This is a genomic window from Pseudoalteromonas sp. DY56-GL22, from assembly GCF_041414715.1.
Classification (GTDB): domain Bacteria; phylum Pseudomonadota; class Gammaproteobacteria; order Enterobacterales; family Alteromonadaceae; genus Pseudoalteromonas; species Pseudoalteromonas simplex.
The window spans coordinates 1-18026 of record NZ_JANHZR010000004.1 but is presented as its reverse complement, the minus strand read 5'-3'; the positions used below and the strand labels follow the sequence as shown (position 1 = coordinate 18026).

General features: G+C 43.0%; 11 protein-coding genes and 1 other RNA gene. 2 read left to right on the top strand and 10 right to left on the bottom strand.

All coding sequences use genetic code 11. The features are described from left to right. Positions 1–687 precede the first annotated feature (687 nt). Positions 688–2838 (top strand): TonB-dependent receptor domain-containing protein, encoded by a 2151-nt coding sequence (locus tag NO991_RS10395; RefSeq protein WP_235378316.1) that lies wholly within the window; start codon positions 688–690, stop codon positions 2836–2838. A gap of 845 nt (positions 2839–3683) precedes the next feature. Here NO991_RS10395 and NO991_RS10390 read toward each other — a convergent pair. The 6 genes from NO991_RS10390 to NO991_RS10365 form a co-directional block, all read right to left on the bottom strand. Then, complete coding sequence (locus NO991_RS10390) at positions 3684–4718, bottom strand: IS110 family transposase (protein WP_371351984.1); 1035 nt, start codon at positions 4716–4718, stop codon at positions 3684–3686. Positions 4719–5077: 359 nt separating this feature from the next. After that, positions 5078–6382, bottom strand: coding sequence for an N-acetylglucosamine MFS transporter NagP (gene nagP / locus NO991_RS10385; protein ID WP_287203637.1), 1305 nt, complete (start codon positions 6380–6382; stop codon positions 5078–5080). 208 nt (positions 6383–6590) lie between these two features. Beyond that, positions 6591–7757 carry an FAD-dependent monooxygenase gene (locus tag NO991_RS10380; RefSeq protein ID WP_371351983.1) on the bottom strand — a complete coding sequence of 389 codons (1167 nt, stop codon included), beginning with the start codon at positions 7755–7757 and terminating at the stop codon, positions 6591–6593. Beyond that, positions 7754–8935 (bottom strand): 2-octaprenyl-6-methoxyphenyl hydroxylase, encoded by a 1182-nt coding sequence (ubiH, locus tag NO991_RS10375; RefSeq protein WP_300581291.1) that lies wholly within the window; start codon positions 8933–8935, stop codon positions 7754–7756. Before ubiH ends, NO991_RS10380 begins: the two co-directional genes overlap by 4 nt. A gap of 8 nt (positions 8936–8943) precedes the next feature. Beyond that, positions 8944–10269 (bottom strand): Xaa-Pro aminopeptidase, encoded by a 1326-nt coding sequence (pepP, locus tag NO991_RS10370; RefSeq protein ID WP_300361145.1) that lies wholly within the window; start codon positions 10267–10269, stop codon positions 8944–8946. Positions 10270–10289: 20 nt separating this feature from the next. Continuing rightward, entirely contained in the window at positions 10290–10853 is a 564-nt protein-coding gene (locus NO991_RS10365; RefSeq protein ID WP_300361148.1) for a UPF0149 family protein, read from the bottom strand. A 194-nt stretch (positions 10854–11047) separates the two neighbouring features. On the opposite strand from NO991_RS10365, the gene ssrS reads away from it, so the two are divergent. After that, a non-coding RNA gene (gene ssrS, locus NO991_RS10360) (6S RNA) lies at positions 11048–11231 on the top strand. A gap of 9 nt (positions 11232–11240) precedes the next feature. Here ssrS and NO991_RS10355 read toward each other — a convergent pair. From NO991_RS10355 to NO991_RS10340, 4 genes are all read right to left on the bottom strand, one after another. Beyond that, positions 11241–11687 (bottom strand): hypothetical protein, encoded by a 447-nt coding sequence (locus tag NO991_RS10355; RefSeq protein WP_235373917.1) that lies wholly within the window; start codon positions 11685–11687, stop codon positions 11241–11243. 303 nt (positions 11688–11990) lie between these two features. Beyond that, entirely contained in the window at positions 11991–15071 is a 3081-nt protein-coding gene (locus NO991_RS10350) for an efflux RND transporter permease subunit (RefSeq protein ID WP_300361152.1), read from the bottom strand. Continuing rightward, entirely contained in the window at positions 15071–16369 is a 1299-nt protein-coding gene (locus tag NO991_RS10345; RefSeq protein WP_371351982.1) for an efflux RND transporter periplasmic adaptor subunit, read from the bottom strand. Before NO991_RS10345 ends, NO991_RS10350 begins: the two co-directional genes overlap by 1 nt. 2 nt (positions 16370–16371) lie before the next feature. Then, entirely contained in the window at positions 16372–17778 is a 1407-nt protein-coding gene (locus NO991_RS10340; RefSeq protein ID WP_294412557.1) for an efflux transporter outer membrane subunit, read from the bottom strand. Positions 17779–18026 lie beyond the last annotated feature (248 nt).

Here is an 18026-nt window from a genome sequence, read left to right as displayed (position 1 = left end):
TCCTCGTATCTCGCAAACTTTCAATCTGATACCTGACGGCTCCAAACGTTGGGTTTCGCTCCGCTCTAACCAACCTACGAGCTAATGAGTTAAGCACTGTAAGTCGTCATTTATGGCGACACATAATCGCTAACATTGACGGGCTAAAGCCCGACCTACATCTTGCTTCTGTGGTTTAGATAAGCATCGCGCGAAATAAATTTCACGCCTACGGGTATGCATTTCACTGAAACTGCGTGCAGGCTGATCTGACTTATAGCTTAAAGCTTACAGCTCTGTTGTTTTAATCAAACTTCTAACCACAGTTATCTAATATCTCCATTTTTTCGGCGTTAAAACTCCTACAACTCGCATCTCGTTCCTCGTATCTCGCAAACTTTCCCCTTTACTCTTTCTAACTCGCTAACTTTTTCAATCTGATAGCTGACGGCTGAAAGCTGATAGCTCCAAAGTTGGGTTTCGCTCCGCTCTAACCAACCTACGAGCTGACAGCTGCACTCATTAAGTTTTACTTAACACCAAACCAAAACTCAATATCGTAATACAATACTACTGTATTCCTTATAACCCCTTCAATTCATGAACTTACAGTTCAGACCTGTTTTATTACAAATAGGATTGATTCGCATTTTTTTACATGTTTTAATTGCGCCTGTTAAAAATATCTAAACATATACAGGACTCACAATGACACCTAAGTTTATTGTTTCTACGCTTTCGACTGCGGTCGCTTTATCTTTAAGCGCTAATGCTTTTGCAAAAGATGTAACTAAAGAAGAGAAGAACTTCGAGCAAATCACTGTAATTGGCTCTGCATCTGCAATTAACGATATTCCTGGCTCTGCTACTTTTATTGATGAGCAAGAACTAGAAAAGTTTGAATATACTGATATCTCACGTGTTTTAAGTGCTGTACCGGGTGTATATGTACAAGAAGAAGACGGCTATGGCCTTCGTCCTAACATCGGTATGCGTGGTACGGGTACAGGTCGTAACGACAAAATCTCAGTAATGGAAGATGGTGTACTTGTAGCACCAGCACCTTACTCAGCGCCTTCTGCTTACTACTTCCCTACTATGGGTCGTATGGAGTCTATCGAAGTACTTAAAGGTGCAGCGTCTGTTAAGTATGGCCCACGTACAACAGGCGGTGTTTTAAACTTAGTTTCTCGTAGCTTACCAACTGAAGGGTCTAAAGGTTTACTTAATGCTGAACTTGGTAGCGACGGTTTCTACAAAGGTCATGCTTACTTCGGTAAAAAGAAAAACAATGCTGCGGGCCTTGTAGAAGTATTCACTTACGGTGCTGATGGCTTTAAAGATTTACCAGTTGGTAGCGACAACACTGGCTTCGAAAAGAATGATTTCTTATTAAAGTTTGGTTTTGACTTTGGTGATAACGAAGCACACAGCCTAGAAATGAAGTTAAAGTACTCAGACGAACGCTCTGACGAAACTTACATGGGCTTAACTGACGCTGATTACCAAGAAAACCCTTACCGTCGTTATGCAGCATCGCAAAACGATGAAATGAACACACAACACAATGCATACCAAATCAACTATGCATATCGTTTTGGTAAAGGTTACGAGCTACTTGCTACAGCTTACCTAAACGACTTCCACCGTAACTGGTATAAAGCAAGCAAAGTAAGCAGCAGCTACCTTGAGCAATACAGCGAGTTTGAAGCAAACCCAACAAGCGAAGGTATTGAAGATATTGGCGTAAAAGCGAATAACCGTGATTACCAAGCGAAAGGCTTACAAACTGAATTCCATATCCCTGCGGGCAACCACTACATCACAGTTGGTGCACGTTACCACGAAGATGAAATGGATCGTTTCCAATGGGAAGACAAGTACACGCTTAACCAAGACCTATCAATGACGCTTACAGAAAAAGGCGTTCCAGGTTCAAACAGCAACCGTTTAGATAGCGCTGAAGCAACGACCCTTTTCATTCAAGATGAGTGGTCACTTGATGCATTAGTCATTAGCGCGGGTCTTCGCTACGAAGACATCACAATCAAACGTGTTGAATGGGCTAAGTCTGATCCAAGTCGTGAAAATGGCTTAACAAAAGATATCAGCAACGACACTGAGATCTTAGTACCATCACTAGGTGCCACTTACACAGTAAGCGACAACCTAACGCTTCTTGCTGGTATTCAAAAAGGTTACGCACCAGCAGCACCGGGTAATGCGGACCAAGAAGAAGAAGAGAGTGTTAACATTGAGCTAGGTGGTCGTTACGATTACGCTGGCATTCAAGGTGAAGTAATTTACTTTAACTCTGACTACACAAACATGCACGGTAACTGTACTGCGGCTGTAGGTTGTAGCGATGACAATATTGGCGACCAATACAACTACGGTGAAGTATCTGTGTCTGGTTTTGAGCTAAGCGCTGGTAAAGTATTCGCTACTAAAGCAGCTTCATTCCCTGTTCGCTTAACTTACACTTACACTGATTCTGAGTTCGACAATGCGTTTGAATCAGATCTTTGGGGTAGCGTAGAAAAAGGCGATGCAATGCCATACGTGCCTGAAAACCAATTAGCGCTTTCGATGGGTGCTGAGTTCTCAAGCTTCGTATTCGATACGCAAATGCGTTATGTGTCTGATGCACACGCAGACTTAACAGACTCAGGTCGCAATGCAATCGACAGCCGCGTTGTATGGGATTTAGCAGCTAAATACCTAATCGACGACAAACAAAAAGTATACCTAACAGTAGATAACCTGTTTGACAAAACCTACGTTGCAAACCGTGCAAACGGCGGTATTCAACCAGGTAAACCACGTACCCTACAACTAGGTTACAGCTACTCGTTCTAATAAAACGACTTAGCGAAATATCAAAAGCCGTGTGATGAAAGTCCCACGGCTTTTTTGTGGGTGAGAGTTGCGAGTTGCGAGTTGCGAGTTGCGAGTTGCGAGTTTTCAAAATTGTGGCAGCGATTTTATATCGCGTAGGAATGGTTAAAGGTGCTAGGTGCTAGGTGCTAGGTGCTAGGTGCTAGGTGCTAGGTGCTAGGTGCTAGGTGCTAGGTGCTAGGTGCTAGGTGCTAGGTGCTAGGTGCTAGGTGCTAGGTGCTAGGTGCTAGGTGCTAGGTGCTAGGTGCTAGGTGCTAGGTGCTAGGTGCTAACAGCATAGTGTTTGTTGTGGATTCGTAAAGGAGTCATCCTACCAAATCGACTTTTTTCGGCATTAAAACGCCTCCTATAACTCGTATCTCGTCCCTCGAAACTCGCTAACTCGTTGGGTTTTTAATCTAACTTCTAACCACTGATATCTAATATCTCTTTTATCGGCGTTAAAACGCCTTATATGGACTCCTCCTATTGCACAATACCCTTCGTTAATTTTGTCAGACTGCGTGCTTATATGCGGGCTCATAATGAGGAGCTACCTCGGCCCTTTGATGTATTCGCGCCCTTGTGCCTTATATGGACTCCTCCTATTGCACAATACCCTTCGTTAATTTTGTCAGACTGCGTGCTTATATGCGGGCTCATAATGAGGAGCTACCTCGGCCCTTTGATGTATTCGCGCCCTTGTGCCTCTTCTCCTACTCGGTGTTTTAACACGCCAGGCACTTTACAGGCTATCAAGGGTGGGTCTAACCGCTTAACGCAGGTTCTTGGTCAATACTGTTGTTTCTGTTATCAAAGGCTAAATATTAATTGGCTAGTAAACTGGTTTCATAACTCGTGCCCTTTTTCAGCATGGCATACGCTGTCCTAACTGTTTTATTTGCTAATGCAATGGCGGCACACTTCACACCCCGTCTTTCAACTAATGCTTTGAGCCATTGTTCTTTTTTCGTTTTTGGTTCTCGATGCTTTAGCTGACTGATGACCGCTCTGGCTCCCAGAAACAAGTGACTCCGTAATGTTATCTCGCCACGGTATTTGGCTATATGACCTATTCGCACTTTTCCACCACTTGAGTGTTGGCGAGGGGTGACACCAACATTGGCTGCCGCATTACGTCCACTCGTAAAATGGGCTGTGTCACTTAAGCTTATTAATAAACCAACCGCTGTGATAGGCCCGACACCCTCAAGTGCCAGTAAACGTTCACACTGCTCATCTTGTTTTACTAAACCTGTCAGTAACTCATTTAGTGTTTCTTTTAATGTTGATTGTGCTTTAAATAATTCATAGCACTGAGCTAGACACTGCCTTAAACCAACGGTTAATCCATTATCGCTGTCCTCTAGAATCTCAGGGATAGCTTGCCTAAACGCGCATTCTGATTGCTTGATTACAACCCCAAATTCAAGTAACAGGCCTCTGATTTGATTAGCTAGCTGTCGTTTCTGCTTTTCAGCTAACGCACGCATTCGCTCTATCGACTGTAAGCTTTGTTGTGCTTGTGTCAGTGATTTACACGGGCGAACATTGGGTGAGAAAGAAGCCGCAGCTATTGCAATAACATCATTTGCATCTGTTTTCTGGCCAACTCTAAATGCTTTGACAAATCGAGGATCTAGAATCACGACTTCATGACCAACACTACGCGCTTTACGTGCCCAATAATGAGCACCGCAACATGATTCCATAACAACTTTACAACGAGGAGAGGTGGTGAGTATGGTCAGTAGCTCTTTTCTGCTCACCGCTTTATTACTTTGTAGGTTTTGATAAAAAAACTTACCGACTTGAAAAACATTTTTTGCCAAGTCGATACTAATTAGGTTAAATTTTGACATGTATGGATTCCTTATTGGTAAAAGTAATTGTCCAATCTCTTTATACCGTACTCACCCTATTTGGGGGAGGAGTCCATACATCTCCTACAACTCGCATCTCGTTCCTCGAAACTCGTACCTTTCCCCTTTACTCTTGTTAACTCGCTAACTTTTCAATCTGATAGCTGACGGCTGAAAGCTGATAGCTCTTATGTTCATCGCGCGAAATAAGTTTCACGCCTACAGGTGAGCATTTCAGCTACTTTGTTTTCAATCTGATAGCTGACGGCTGAAAGCTGTTAGCTTTAGTTTACCCACAAAAAAGCCGCGGTGATGGGCGTACCGCGGCTTTGCCTAACTTGAAAAATTAGTTTGCTGGGTTATTTCCAGCTTCTCATCTTATGGCCTTTTAAGGCGTAGAATAAAATGAATACATAACTTGGGATCATCACAATGTAAGCGCCTTGTGCGCCTAGGCCTGCTACGTTCCCTAAACCGATTAATAATGGGCCAAGTGCACCACCAGCAATACCCATGATCAGTAAGCCAGATGCAGTGCCTGTTAAGCGACCTAAGCCAGCTAAAGCCAGTGGCCAGATTGCAGGCCAAACCATGGCATTAGCAAAGCCTAATAATGCAATGCATAACAATGGGTCTGGTAATTGTGGGCCACCAAATGGCACTAATAATAGGTTTGAAATAATGAACGAGTCATTGCTACCAAGTACCACTAACAACACAGTGATAATACCGGCAATACCCGACATTAATAATGCCGTTTGTTGGCTCATAAAGCGTGGAATAGTCAAAATACCAATCGCGTAACCAATCAACATACACGCCATGGTGTAAGAGGTCATAACTGAGTAGTCAGCAACGCCAATTTGTAAAGCGTACGAGCCGATGGTGTCTGCGGCAATAACTTCAACAGCAACATATAAAGCAATACCCACCACACCTAAAACTAAGTGAGGGTGTGCTAGGGTTTCTTTAATTTCCCCTTTGCCGTTTGATGTTTCGTCTTCATCAAACACTAAGTCAGGCAATGGTGCAAATTTCGCAAAGGCAGCAAATAACATGATTAAAGCAGCAATCAACACATAAGGCATAATCAGGCTGTTCGCCATCATGTCTTTTTGCTCTTGCGATAATTTACCTGCGCCATCAACCACACCGCTTACTACTACAGCCGCAAAAATAACAGGCACAATAACACCCGCAAATTTGTTTAATAAGCCCATGATACACACGCGCACAGCGGCTGATTTCTCAGAGCCCATTTTAACCACGTATGGGTTAACAGCGGTTTGTAGTACGGTTTGTCCAACACCTATCATTAATTGTGCGAACAAGAATATTTCGATCATTTGCAGTTTCGCAGCCGGAATATACATCAGCGCCGATAAAGCCATAATCGCACAGCCAATCGCCATACCATTCTTATAACCAACGCGCTTGATCAGCATAGCCGATGGGATACCGGCAACTGTTACCGCAATATAAAAAGAAGAGATGATAAACGAAGCTTGTAACGGCGAAAGCTCAAGCATTTGCTGCAAAAATGGTGTAATTGCACCATTAAGCCACGTTATACACCCTAAGATAAAAAACATTGAGCCGGCCAATACCATTGGCAGCCAGATGCTTTGTTTTGTGTTGTTGTCACACTCAACCGTTGCTTCCATAATTGTTCTCTTAGTTTAATTATTTTTATTTGGTTGGAATTTAGTATACAACTCAACAGAGCTGTTTAATTTCCATACCAATCACAAAAATTTAATCATACACTAACAAAAATGACAGCGCTATCATTTTGCGTTCATATAAGTGCAAAAAAGCCGCAGCTAATTGCTTAGCTGCGGCTTAAACTAAATAGTAACAACTAGTTAGGCGTTATTTACCAATTGCTTCTTTTGCGAACAAATGTTTAATTGGGCCAAGGTTGTCTACAAGGCTTAAACCAACACCACGTACAAGCTTTTTCAGTGGATTAGCGCCTGAAAATAGCTCTTTTAAGCCTTGCATCATAGCTATGTGCTTTTGCGCATCAAGCTTACGAGTACGTTCATAATCACGCAGCGTGCGTGCACTTGCAAACTCGCCTTGCTCATTACTTAATAGCTCAATTAAATAAGCGGCGTCTTTTAGGCCAAGGTTCATGCCTAAACCGGCTAATGGATGAATAGTATGCGCTGCATCGCCCATTAAAACCACTTTGCCCGACACCCACTGCTGGGCATAACGCATCTTAAGTGGAAACGCCATGCGCTCACTTTGAACTTCACATAAACCACATTGGCCATCGAGGGCTGCCATAACCGCTTTATTAAAGTGACTATCATCAAGTGCTAAAAGTGTGTCGCAATGCTCTGGGCTTGTTGACCATACAATTGAGTGCGTGTGTTTATCTGGCAAGGGTAAAAACGCCAGCGGCCCGGTTGGTAAAAACACTTGGCGTGCCGTGTTGTTATGCTCATCGGCAGTTTTAACCGTGGCAACAATGGCGTGATGGTCATAATCTTTAAAAGTAATTGGCATGTTGAACTGCTTGCGAATAGCCGAGTTAGCACCATCTGCCGCCACTAATAATTTAGCAATCACAGGCTCGCCGCTTTCTAGAGTAATAAACACATCAGAGTCGGTTTGATGAATTTGCTGATAGCGGGTTTCGAACAATAAAGTGGCATTACTTTGCTTTTCAAGTTCGCTAATTAAAGCGTATCGAATAATGTCGTTTTCGACGATATGACCGAGCTGCGGTAAGTCGAGATCGTTATGATCAAAATGAATTTTGCCAAAGCTGTCTTGATCACGTACATCCATCGACGTATAGGGTGTAGCACGTTGTTTAATGATCTCTGGCCATACATTTAATGACTCAAATAAACCCTGACTAGCCAAGCTCAATGCGCTCACGCGAAGTGCATAATCATCACCCGGTAAGGTTTGATTTTTACTCGCATCAATCACCACAACGCTGATATCTGCTTTTGCTAAACCAAGTGCTAGCGTAAGGCCCACACAGCCACCACCGACAATACAAACTTGTGCTTGTTTCATATCCGTTTACCTTGCTTAACCTGACCCATAAACTGTTTTGCCAGCGGGGTTTTTAACGAGGAGAATAAATCCATTGAGAAAAGGCCAATGCTGCGACCCAGCGCAAGCAATCGCGATGAGTTTGAGAACAAACGCACTAGGCTGTCTGTGAGTGTCATCACGGTCGTAATATCTTTACTGCGAGTTTGGCTGTAATAACGGGTAAAGGCGTAATCACCAAGATCGCTTCTATTTGCCATATCACACAGTAGTTGCACATCACGCAGGCCTAGATTAAAGCCCTGCCCTGCAATTGGGTGAATAGCATGCCCTGCATTACCAATTAATACCGTACGGTGGCTGCTCAGTGATTCTGCTTTACCATACACAAGCGGATAACTTGCACGCATACCCACTTTACTAAATGCGCCGCCGCAGTAACCAAATGCTTTTTGTAACGCAGCTAAAAAGGCATCGTCTTCAAGCGCCATAGTTTGCTCAATTTGCTCAGGCTCCATGCACCACACCAGTGAGTATCGGTTATTACTCATTGGCAACAACGCCATTGGGCCGTGCTCAGTAAAACGCTCAAAAGCATGATGATGATGACCACCAGCCACTTCGATGTTAGCAATAATCGCCGCTTGCTGATAAGCGCGAGTATTAAACTCTATATTAGCTAGTTTACGGCTTTGCGAATGAGCACCATCGGCAATCACCACAAGCTTTGCGCTTAACTGCTCGCCTGAGCTTAGCGTGATATTGGCAAAATCGCTTTGGTATTCAAGCTTGGCAACCGTATCAGGGCAAAACAAACTAACATCAGTACGCGTAAGTTGCTGATGAAGGCTGCGCCCAAATGGGTTCACTTCAACCACATAACCAAGGGCATCATGGCCATATTCTTGGCAATCAATATGTGTTTTACCAAAATGACCACGGTCAGACACAGTGACTTTTTCAATCGCTGCCGCAAATGGCGCTTGGCAATCAAACGCATTGATTGATTTTAAGTACTGAACAGACTGCTGAGCCAGCGCAATGCTTCTATCATCAAAGCTTGGGTGATAGTCTGCGCTTACTTCATTTGCTTCAATTACAGCGATTGATAACTGCTTATTGCTCTGTTTTAGGCCCAGTGCACAACTTGCACCCGCCATTCCACCGCCGATAATGACAACATCAAACTGCTTTGCCACGCTTGCTCCTAGCCTTTGTTTGCTTGCATCACTGCTTCAATGTCACTAATGGTTTTTGGAACCGAAATGGTCAGGTTTTCATGGCCATCTTCAGTGACAAGTAAGTTATCTTCAATACGAATACCGATGCCTTTATATTGCTCTGGTGCTTTTGCATCTTCGCTAATATATAAACCCGGCTCGATGGTGAGCACCATGCCCGGCTCAAATACGCGCTCTTTTTCATCAAGCTTATATTCGCCAACATCGTGCACATCTAACCCAAGCCAGTGACCAAGGCCATGCATGTAAAACGCTTTGCAGGCTTGGTTTGCCATTAGCTCATCAAGCTCACCGGTTAAAATGCCTAAATCAATAAGCCCTTGTGTTAATACCGTTGAGGCCAGTTCATTCGCTTTCGATAAACTACCGCCTGGCTTTACTTGGCTAAATGCTGCTTCTTGAGCTGCTAATACAATGTTGTAAAGCGCCGCTTGTGATTCGCTAAACTTGCCATTGATTGGGAAAGTTCGTGTGATATCCGCTGCATAACCTTCAAGTTCACAGCCAGAATCAATTAACACTAAATCGCCATCTTTTAGCTCAGCGTCATTTTGTGTGTAGTGCAAAATGTTGGCGTTGTCGCCACTGCCGACAATCGTGCCATAAGCAGGATGACGGGCACCATTCATTGCATAATGGTGGTGAAGCTCTGCTTCTAATTGATATTCAGTTGCGCCAGGTTTGGCAAACTGCATAGCGCGAATATGGCCTTGCGCACTAATTTCGCACGCTGTACGCATAATGTTTAATTCTGCGTCAGATTTAAACAAACGCATTTCATGCACTAAACCACGAATATCTTTAATGGTATGTGGGGCTTTATAGCCTTTTTTAGGTGCGCCGCGAAGGGTGTTTAATAAATCCCAAACCTTTGCATCGAAATTTGCGTAAGTGCCTTGTGCATAAAATAAAATCTGCTGGCCGTTCACCAAATCTAATAATTGTTCATCTAGTTCACTAAGTGGGCAAGTTGCGTCGAATAAGTACTCAGATTTAGCTTTTTCAAAGCCAATTCTACGGCCATGCCAAATTTCAGCTAGTTTATCTTTGTTACGGCAAATTAGGGTACTTGGTGTATCGCTCGACGGGCAAAGCACTAAAACCGCATCTGGTTCGTTAAACCCAGTTAGGTAGAAAAAGTCACTGTCTTGGCGAAATGCATATTCAGTATCACGGCTACGTGTTACTTCTCCTGCCGCAGGAATTATAGCCACGCTATTTTTATCCATCATCGCAAGCAAGCGCTCGCGGCGGGCTTTAAATTCAGCTTTATCGATTGCAATAGACGACATGCTAAACCTCTGTAATTTGATTAGTGAAGGGTCTTCTTAGGTTTTTTATCTGCAGGCTCTTTGCCTAATTCAGCAAAACATAACAGCGCAGAAACACGTACATACTCAATCACTTCGTGCAGTGCTTGGCTGTCTTCTTCGGTCTCTTCAAACATGGTGTCTAGGCGGGTAATTTCACTAAAATCGCTGATCACTTCTTTCACATCAGCAGATAACTTGCCGTAATCTTTTTGTTTTAAACCAAAACCAAGCATAAAACCCGATACCCAAGATACTAAGCCATTGGCTAAATCGATCAGTGTTTCGTCGTCGCTTGGTAAGAATAGGTCAAATTGAAATTCTTCATCGCTGAAGCTGGCAACAACCTGAGAATACACATCAGCAAAAAATGCTTTTAAATCTTTATTGAAGGCTAAGCCATCATTGAATACATCGCTTAATAAACCTAAGTATTCGTCGGCTTCGATATTGATGCCACAGGCTAATAAACCACTGATCACACCATGGGCTTCTGCTGGTGCGACAAAAATTTCATTCTTTTCTAATAACAATTGGGCTTGTTGGTAATCAGGTAACGTGCTCATAACTTTTTCTTTGTTCGGCTAAGTAACGCCATGCTACCACTCGATAAATCGCAACTCCAATTAATTGTATGATTGAGGTCAAAAAGCAATCTGAAAAGTAAATAAGCAGTTAAAGGTGGGGAAAAACTACGCGAACGATCCGCTTTTTTTACTTCTATGGTTTAAGGATTGAAACTTGTCTTATATACTGAAGGTGTTCCCTAGGGTGCAGGAGCTTGGTTAAGTCCCTGAGCCGATAAATTTTATGTTAGGGTTTCTGTTCGTTTACTATTGTGCAAGCTCGGCATGTACCGAGAAGCCTACGGTAGACCGCAGATCCCCGCCCTGAAACCTCAAGGTTTCAGGACTGACACCGGGCACCGCATACTTGGGGAACACCAACTCTTATTAAGTTATTTTCAACAAGAAAACATTATCCGCGACTTCCTCAAACTTTTCACATTGGCGTAAAGCTTCAATACTAGCCTTAGTAACATAAGTTTCTTTAAAATCCTTTTTACTTTTTTTATCTACAATGTAAAGGCTAAAAAAATCTCCGCATTTAGATACATATAGATCACTTACATTTTCTAATGATATTATGTTGTTATCTATTTTAAGTGATGACTCTTGAACGACTATTGTATTAGGCCAACTTAAAAACCTGAACAAATAAACAACAAAAAATAAACTCGTCAAAGGAAAACTAACAATTACTATAATCCGTTTTACTTCTAATGCCTCTTTTGAAGGCATTAAAATTGCAATCGAAAACCCTACCAAACCAAGAAGTAATAAGATTAAGTGGTTTTGAATATTTTTTAGATTCAACTTTTTATTAAACTCTAAAGTCACAACTTCAGCCTTAGCCTCGATTTCATATCTATAATATAGATGTCGTCATTTATAACGACACATAATCGTTTAATTGACGGGCTAAAGCCCGACCTACGACTTACCCGTTATTTAAGAAATACCGCGCGAAATAAATTTCACGCCTACGGCACCGGGTTTAGCCATAGCAATGTGCTGGCACAATCTAACTTTACTCTTTCCCCTTTCTAACTCGCTAACTTTTTTGTTCTGAAAGCTGATAGCTCCTATGTGTTGGGCTTCATTTCACTCTACCCAACACACATGTTTTCAACCTATCGACCCCTACTTAAAAAATCCCTGAAAGCGCTCCATTAATAGGTAATTAACTGGCACTAATAGTAAGGTGATAAGCGTTGCGAAGATAATCCCAAAGCCAAGGCTTACCGCCATTGGAATAAGGAATTGTGCTTGTGTTGCTTTTTCAAATAACAGCGGCATTAAACCAATAAAGGTGGTTAAACTGGTTAGCATTACTGGGCGAAAGCGTGCCGCACCGGCAAGCTTAACGGTTTCAAGTAAATCGCCGCCCTCTTCACGCTTCTTATTGATAAAATCAACCAATACCAGTGAATCATTCACTACAACACCTATCAAGGCTAACATGCCAAGTAGGCTCATAATGGTTAACTCCATGCCCATTACCCAGTGACCCATTACCGCACCTATCATGCCAAACGGAATAACACTCATCACAATTAATGGCTGCATATATGATTTAAACGGTATCGCTAATAACGCATAAATAATAAAGAATACAAACACCAGACCCCAAGCGAGTGAACCAAATGATTCTCGCTGCTCTTTAGCTTCACCTTCGAGCGAGTAATCAACACCCGGGTATTGCACCATTAGCTCATCTAAGTAGGTTTTTAAGTCTGCTTGCAGTACCGTCATATTGGTATTTGATTTTTCAACATCGGCTGTCACATTCAACGTACGATAGCGATCAATACGATAAATAGACGATGGACTTTGCCCCGGTACTAAGGTCGCCACATGCGACAATGGTACTGTGCCACCCGTTGGGGTTTTAATTAAAATATCAGTTAAATCAGCAACTGAGCGGCGCTCTTCAATTGGCAAACGCACCATTACACGCACATCATCGCGGCCACGTTGAATACGTTGAACTTGCGCACCAAAGAACGAATTACGCACTTGCTGCGATACATCAACACGGTTTAAACCAAGTGCTAAACCTTGCTCTGTTAGCTCAATTTGCAGCTCGTCTTTACCATCTGACATGCTATCAGCAATTTCGTACACAGTTGGGTAAGTTGCTAAACGCTCTTTTACCTTTTCTGCCACAGCTTCAAGGGTGTCGATTGAGCTGCCGCTTAGCTGCACATCAATAGGGTCTGAACTGCGACCAAATTCAGCACGGAAAGTCACACTCTCTGCGCCCGGTATAATACCGATAAGGTCACGCCATTCACTGGCAAGCTCACGAGAGCCAATATCTGATTCGCGTTTTTCGGCTGGTGTGATTTCAAAACGCACACTACCTGTATTTGATGAACCACCACGGCCACCTGTGGTTGCCAAAATATTTAAAATCACGCTTTGACCATCTTCATCGCGATACTTGTCTTGTAGCTCTTTGGCCTTATCTGACATATCAATGATGTATTTGTTGGTCACTTCAAACGGTGTTCCAGCAGGGAATGTGAGCTCTGCGCGAACAGTTTCACTTGGAATACGCGGGAAGAATATAAACTTTGTCCAACCGCTGGTGATCAGAGTCAAAATGATAAAGAAAATACCTACAAACAAGCTGACCGTTGCTAATTTATTCTTTAGCGCAACATTTAGTAGCGGCTGATAGTACTTCATAATGGCGTGTTCAAAGCCATCGGCAAAACGCTGCTGAAACTGCTGCAGTTTTGACGGATTTGCTTTTTCACTACGTAGTTTTAAGTACTTTAAGTGAGCCGGCAGAACAAATTTAGACTCAATTAAAGAGAACAGTAATACTGGAATAACGACAACAGGAATTTGCGCAAATAAGGCACCACGGTTACCTTCGATAAAGGCTAATGGTAAAAATGCTGCAACCGTTGTAAGTACACCAAAGGTAACAGGTGTCGCAACTTCTTGCGTACCACGAATAGCAGCTTGCTCACCACTTTCGGCTGTTTTTAGGTGGGTGTAGACGTTTTCACCGGTCACAATGGCATCATCAACAACAATACCGAGTACCAAAATAAAGCCGAATAAACTCATTACATTGAGCGTAATACCAAAAATTGGCATCGCTAAAAACGCACCCATGAACGACACTGGAATGCCAATAAACACCCAAAACGCAATAGCAGGACGCAAGAACAAGGTAAGTAATGCAAGAACTAAAATACCACCTTGAATAGCATTGGTTGTTAGCGTCGCAATACGGCTTTTCACGATTTCAGAGTCGTCATCCCAAAAGCTTAACTCAAACCCTTCAGGTAGCTGGCTTTGATGCTCGGTAATGTAATTTTTTACCGCATCAGCAACTTCAATCGCACTTTGCGGACCAATACGATACACATCAATAAACGCCGCTTGCTTACCATTGAAGCGAGTACGAACTGGGGTTTCTTCGAAGTCATCGGTAATACGGGCAATGTCGCCTAGGCGAATAATGGTACCATCAGCTTGGTATTTAACCACAACTTGAGCAAACTCATCTTTACGATAGGCTTGGCCTTTTGAACGGATGAGTACATCTCCCCCTTCCGTTTTTAAGTTACCAGCAGAAACATCGGTACTTGAATTACTAATTGCTGAAGAAATGTCCGATAAGCGTAAATCATATTGGCGCAATGTATCTTGGCTTACTTCAATGGCAATTTCGTAATCTCGCACCCCACTTAGCTCTACCTGAGTGATTTCTGGCAAGCGTAATAAGTCATCACGTACATGTTCGGCATATTCTAAGGTTTCTTTTTCGCCGTATTCACTCGACACGGTTACCGCTATTACTTCACGAGTGCGCTGCGCGAGTGCTACAACCGGTTTTTCGGCATCAACCGGAAAAGTATTAATGGCATCAACCCGGCTTTTTATATCGGCTAATAGCTCCCGTGGGTCATAGCCGGTATCGACTTCAATTGATACAGAGGCAGAGCCTTCTGATGAGCGGCTAGTTATGCGCTTTACGCCTTCGAGATCTTGCACCGCTTCTTCAATACGGATAGCGACACCTTTTTCAACATCTTCAGGTGTCGAGCCACGTAGGGTCACGCTAACACTAATGCGGTCTGCTTCAAATGATGGGAACACTTCAAGTGGTATTTGCGTCGATACGCTAAATAGCCCCGCTAATAAAATGCTGATCAGCAATAAGTTTGCTGCAACATGATTCTTTGTAAACCAAGCTATCATTATTGCGCTCCTTGCTTACGAGCAGCGCGGCGTTGTTCAATTAATTTTTCAACGGTAATACCTTGCTCTTTTGCTTGCTTTTCAAGCTCTTCACGGCTTGGACGCTGTGCTTTATCACGCGTAGCTTGATACGCTTCGCTTCCCATTACCGTCACTTGGGTACCTGAGCTAACTTGACCAAGCGGCGTAATCACTAAGTGATCTCCTGCTGATAAGCCTTCGGCAACCATAGCTTGAGTCGCGTTTTGCCAAGCCAGTGAGATGTTTTTGCGACGCAACACACCTTGCTCTTCAACATAAACATAGGTGCCTTGGTAAATAGCACTGTTTGGGATCACAATGGCATTTTCAATCGCCTTGCCGGTAATTTGCGCTTTGATGTACTGACCAATTTTAATTGGGTATTGATTAGCTGAAGTGGCTTTGTAAGGGTCATTAATTTGTGCAACCACATAAAGCTGCTGCGCGCTTTCATCAATGGCACCTTCGGTGCGATTAACTTGACCTTGCCATTGCTGTTTACCAACAAGATCTGAGCTAAATTTAACGAGTGAACCGGCACTATTTTTAGCACCATCACGAAATTGTTCTGGTAAGTTAATGAACGGCAGATCTTTATTTTTGATTGGTAAGCGAATTTCAACACGGTCAATCGCATAAATACTGGCAAGTTCCATGTTATTACTCACCACTTGCCCTAAATCTACGCTGCGGCTTAAAACTCGCCCCGCGTATGGAGCAGTGATTTTTGTACGCTCTAAATCAAGTTTCGCTTTTTCAAGCGTCGCTTGGGCAGACAATACACTTGCTTCGGCTGCTGCAAGTTGTGGCTTACGCAGTACCAGGCTACTTGCTTGTTCACCCTTTCCTAATCGCTCCCAATCGGTAATTGCTTGACGACCACGAGCTTGCTCTTCAAGTAGGCTTTGCTCAGCGGTTAATAAAGCTGCTTGTGCTGATTTTACTTCGGCGCGGTGATCTCTATCATCTAATTGCAACAACACATCGCCTTTTTCGAAAAAGCCACCTTCACGAAATTGCTCACTAATTTCGATAATTTGCCCTGAAGCCTGCGCGACTAGCATACTTTGCGTACGTGGCTTTACGGTGCCAAAACTATCAATCATCACCTGATAGGTTTCTGGTGTTAGGCTCTTAACTGCCACATTTACTTTTGCTTTTGGCGGTGAAGAAAAGCGGTTTGCTTGAGGCGGGTTGCCTTTAATAAACATGACAAGCAGTACCGTCACAACGATCACTACCAATGGAATTAAAATTTTACGTGTCTTGCTATTCATGATTATTGCTCTGCTACTTCGCTGTTTGCTTCACTAAAATCACCACCAAGGGCAATATGTAAGTTGATTCTGTTGATAATTAATTGGTTTTTAAGTTCGATTACCGAACTTTGCGCATTGAACGAGCGGTCTTGTGCATCGAGTACCGTGGTGTAGGTAACTAAACCACTTTGATATTGTTCAAACGCTAATGCCTCTGCGGTAATGGCATTTTCTTGCGCTTCTAAGGTTTTTTCGTAGCGTACTTTAAGCGCTTGCTCTTGGCTGATGGCTGTTTCAACATCGTTAAAGGCATCGTAAAGTGTGGCAAGATACGCCTGCTCTTGGCGCCTAACGTTTAACCTTGCTTGTTCTTCATTGGCTTTTAAGCGACCACCTTCAAAAAGCGGCATCGAAATACTACCAATCAGCGACCAGGCTAAGCTTGATGGCGAAAATAAATCGCTCACCCTATCTGTGCTATCACTGATTGATGCAGAAAGATTTAAGCTCGGAAAACGCTGTTTATGCGCATAAGCAAGCCCAGCATCGGTGCTAAGTAATTGATACCAGCTTGCCATTAACTCAGGTTTGCGAGTGATAAGCTCTGAAGGTAAACCAAGTGGAATAGCACTGTCGAGTAGTGGTAAATCTGCACTAACGCTTAACGCGCCAGTTGGGTATTGGCCTGTTAAACGCTCTAAATCACGAATTGATTTAGTTAACGTTGCTTGCTGCGCGGCAATGTTTGAGCGCTCAGTATTTAGCTCATTCCGAGCAAGATAAACATCAAGCGCTTCATTTAAACCTTGGCGATAACCTGACTCAATAATATCTAAATTTTTTTCTGCGTTTTGCTCACGCTGCTTGTATAGTTCAAGTAATTTGTGATTCGTAATAACATCAAACCAACCCGCTACCACATCAGCGACTAATTGTTGTTTGCTTTGTGCAAATGTGGCTTTTTCAGCTAGGTATTCAAGATTTGCTTGTCGTTCTGAGGCTGATAATTTACCCCATAAATCAACTTCGTAGCTTAATTCTAATGATGCTGAGCTGGCGTTGTTATAACTAACAGGGCGGTTATCTTTACTACGGCTCGCACGTGTTGATAAATCAAGGCTTGGCCATAAATCAGCCCCAGCGGCAATAAGCTGCTGCTCTTTAATCGCGACATCATAGCCCGCTTGTAAAATCGCTTGGTTATGGGCTAATGCTTGCTCAACTAAAGTAAAAACTTGAGGGTCGTGTAATTGCTGCAACCAGTTATCTTCAACAGCAAGCGCTTTGTCGCTAGAAGGGAGTTGCTGCCATGCACTTGGTACTGTCTCAAGCTCAGCAACTCGTTCATTGTGAGTCGGCTGGCTCGCACATGCACTTAGCAAAATTACACTTAAAGCCAATAAACTCGGCTTATATTGCCAATTCATTCTAAAAACCTGAAAAACATCTATTTATGAGTGTAATTCAAGCACCACGTTAAGTTTTGCTCAACTGACTTTACATAACATTACACTGCCTGACATTTGGGGACGATGAATGGTAGGAAAATGGAGGTAAGTTGCAAACTATCAGCTATCAGCTATCAGCTATCAGCTATCTGATCTGACCCCGATAAAGTAGACACGGGGTTTAATTAACTTGTTCGTACTGCATGGGACTTTTATACCCTAGGGTG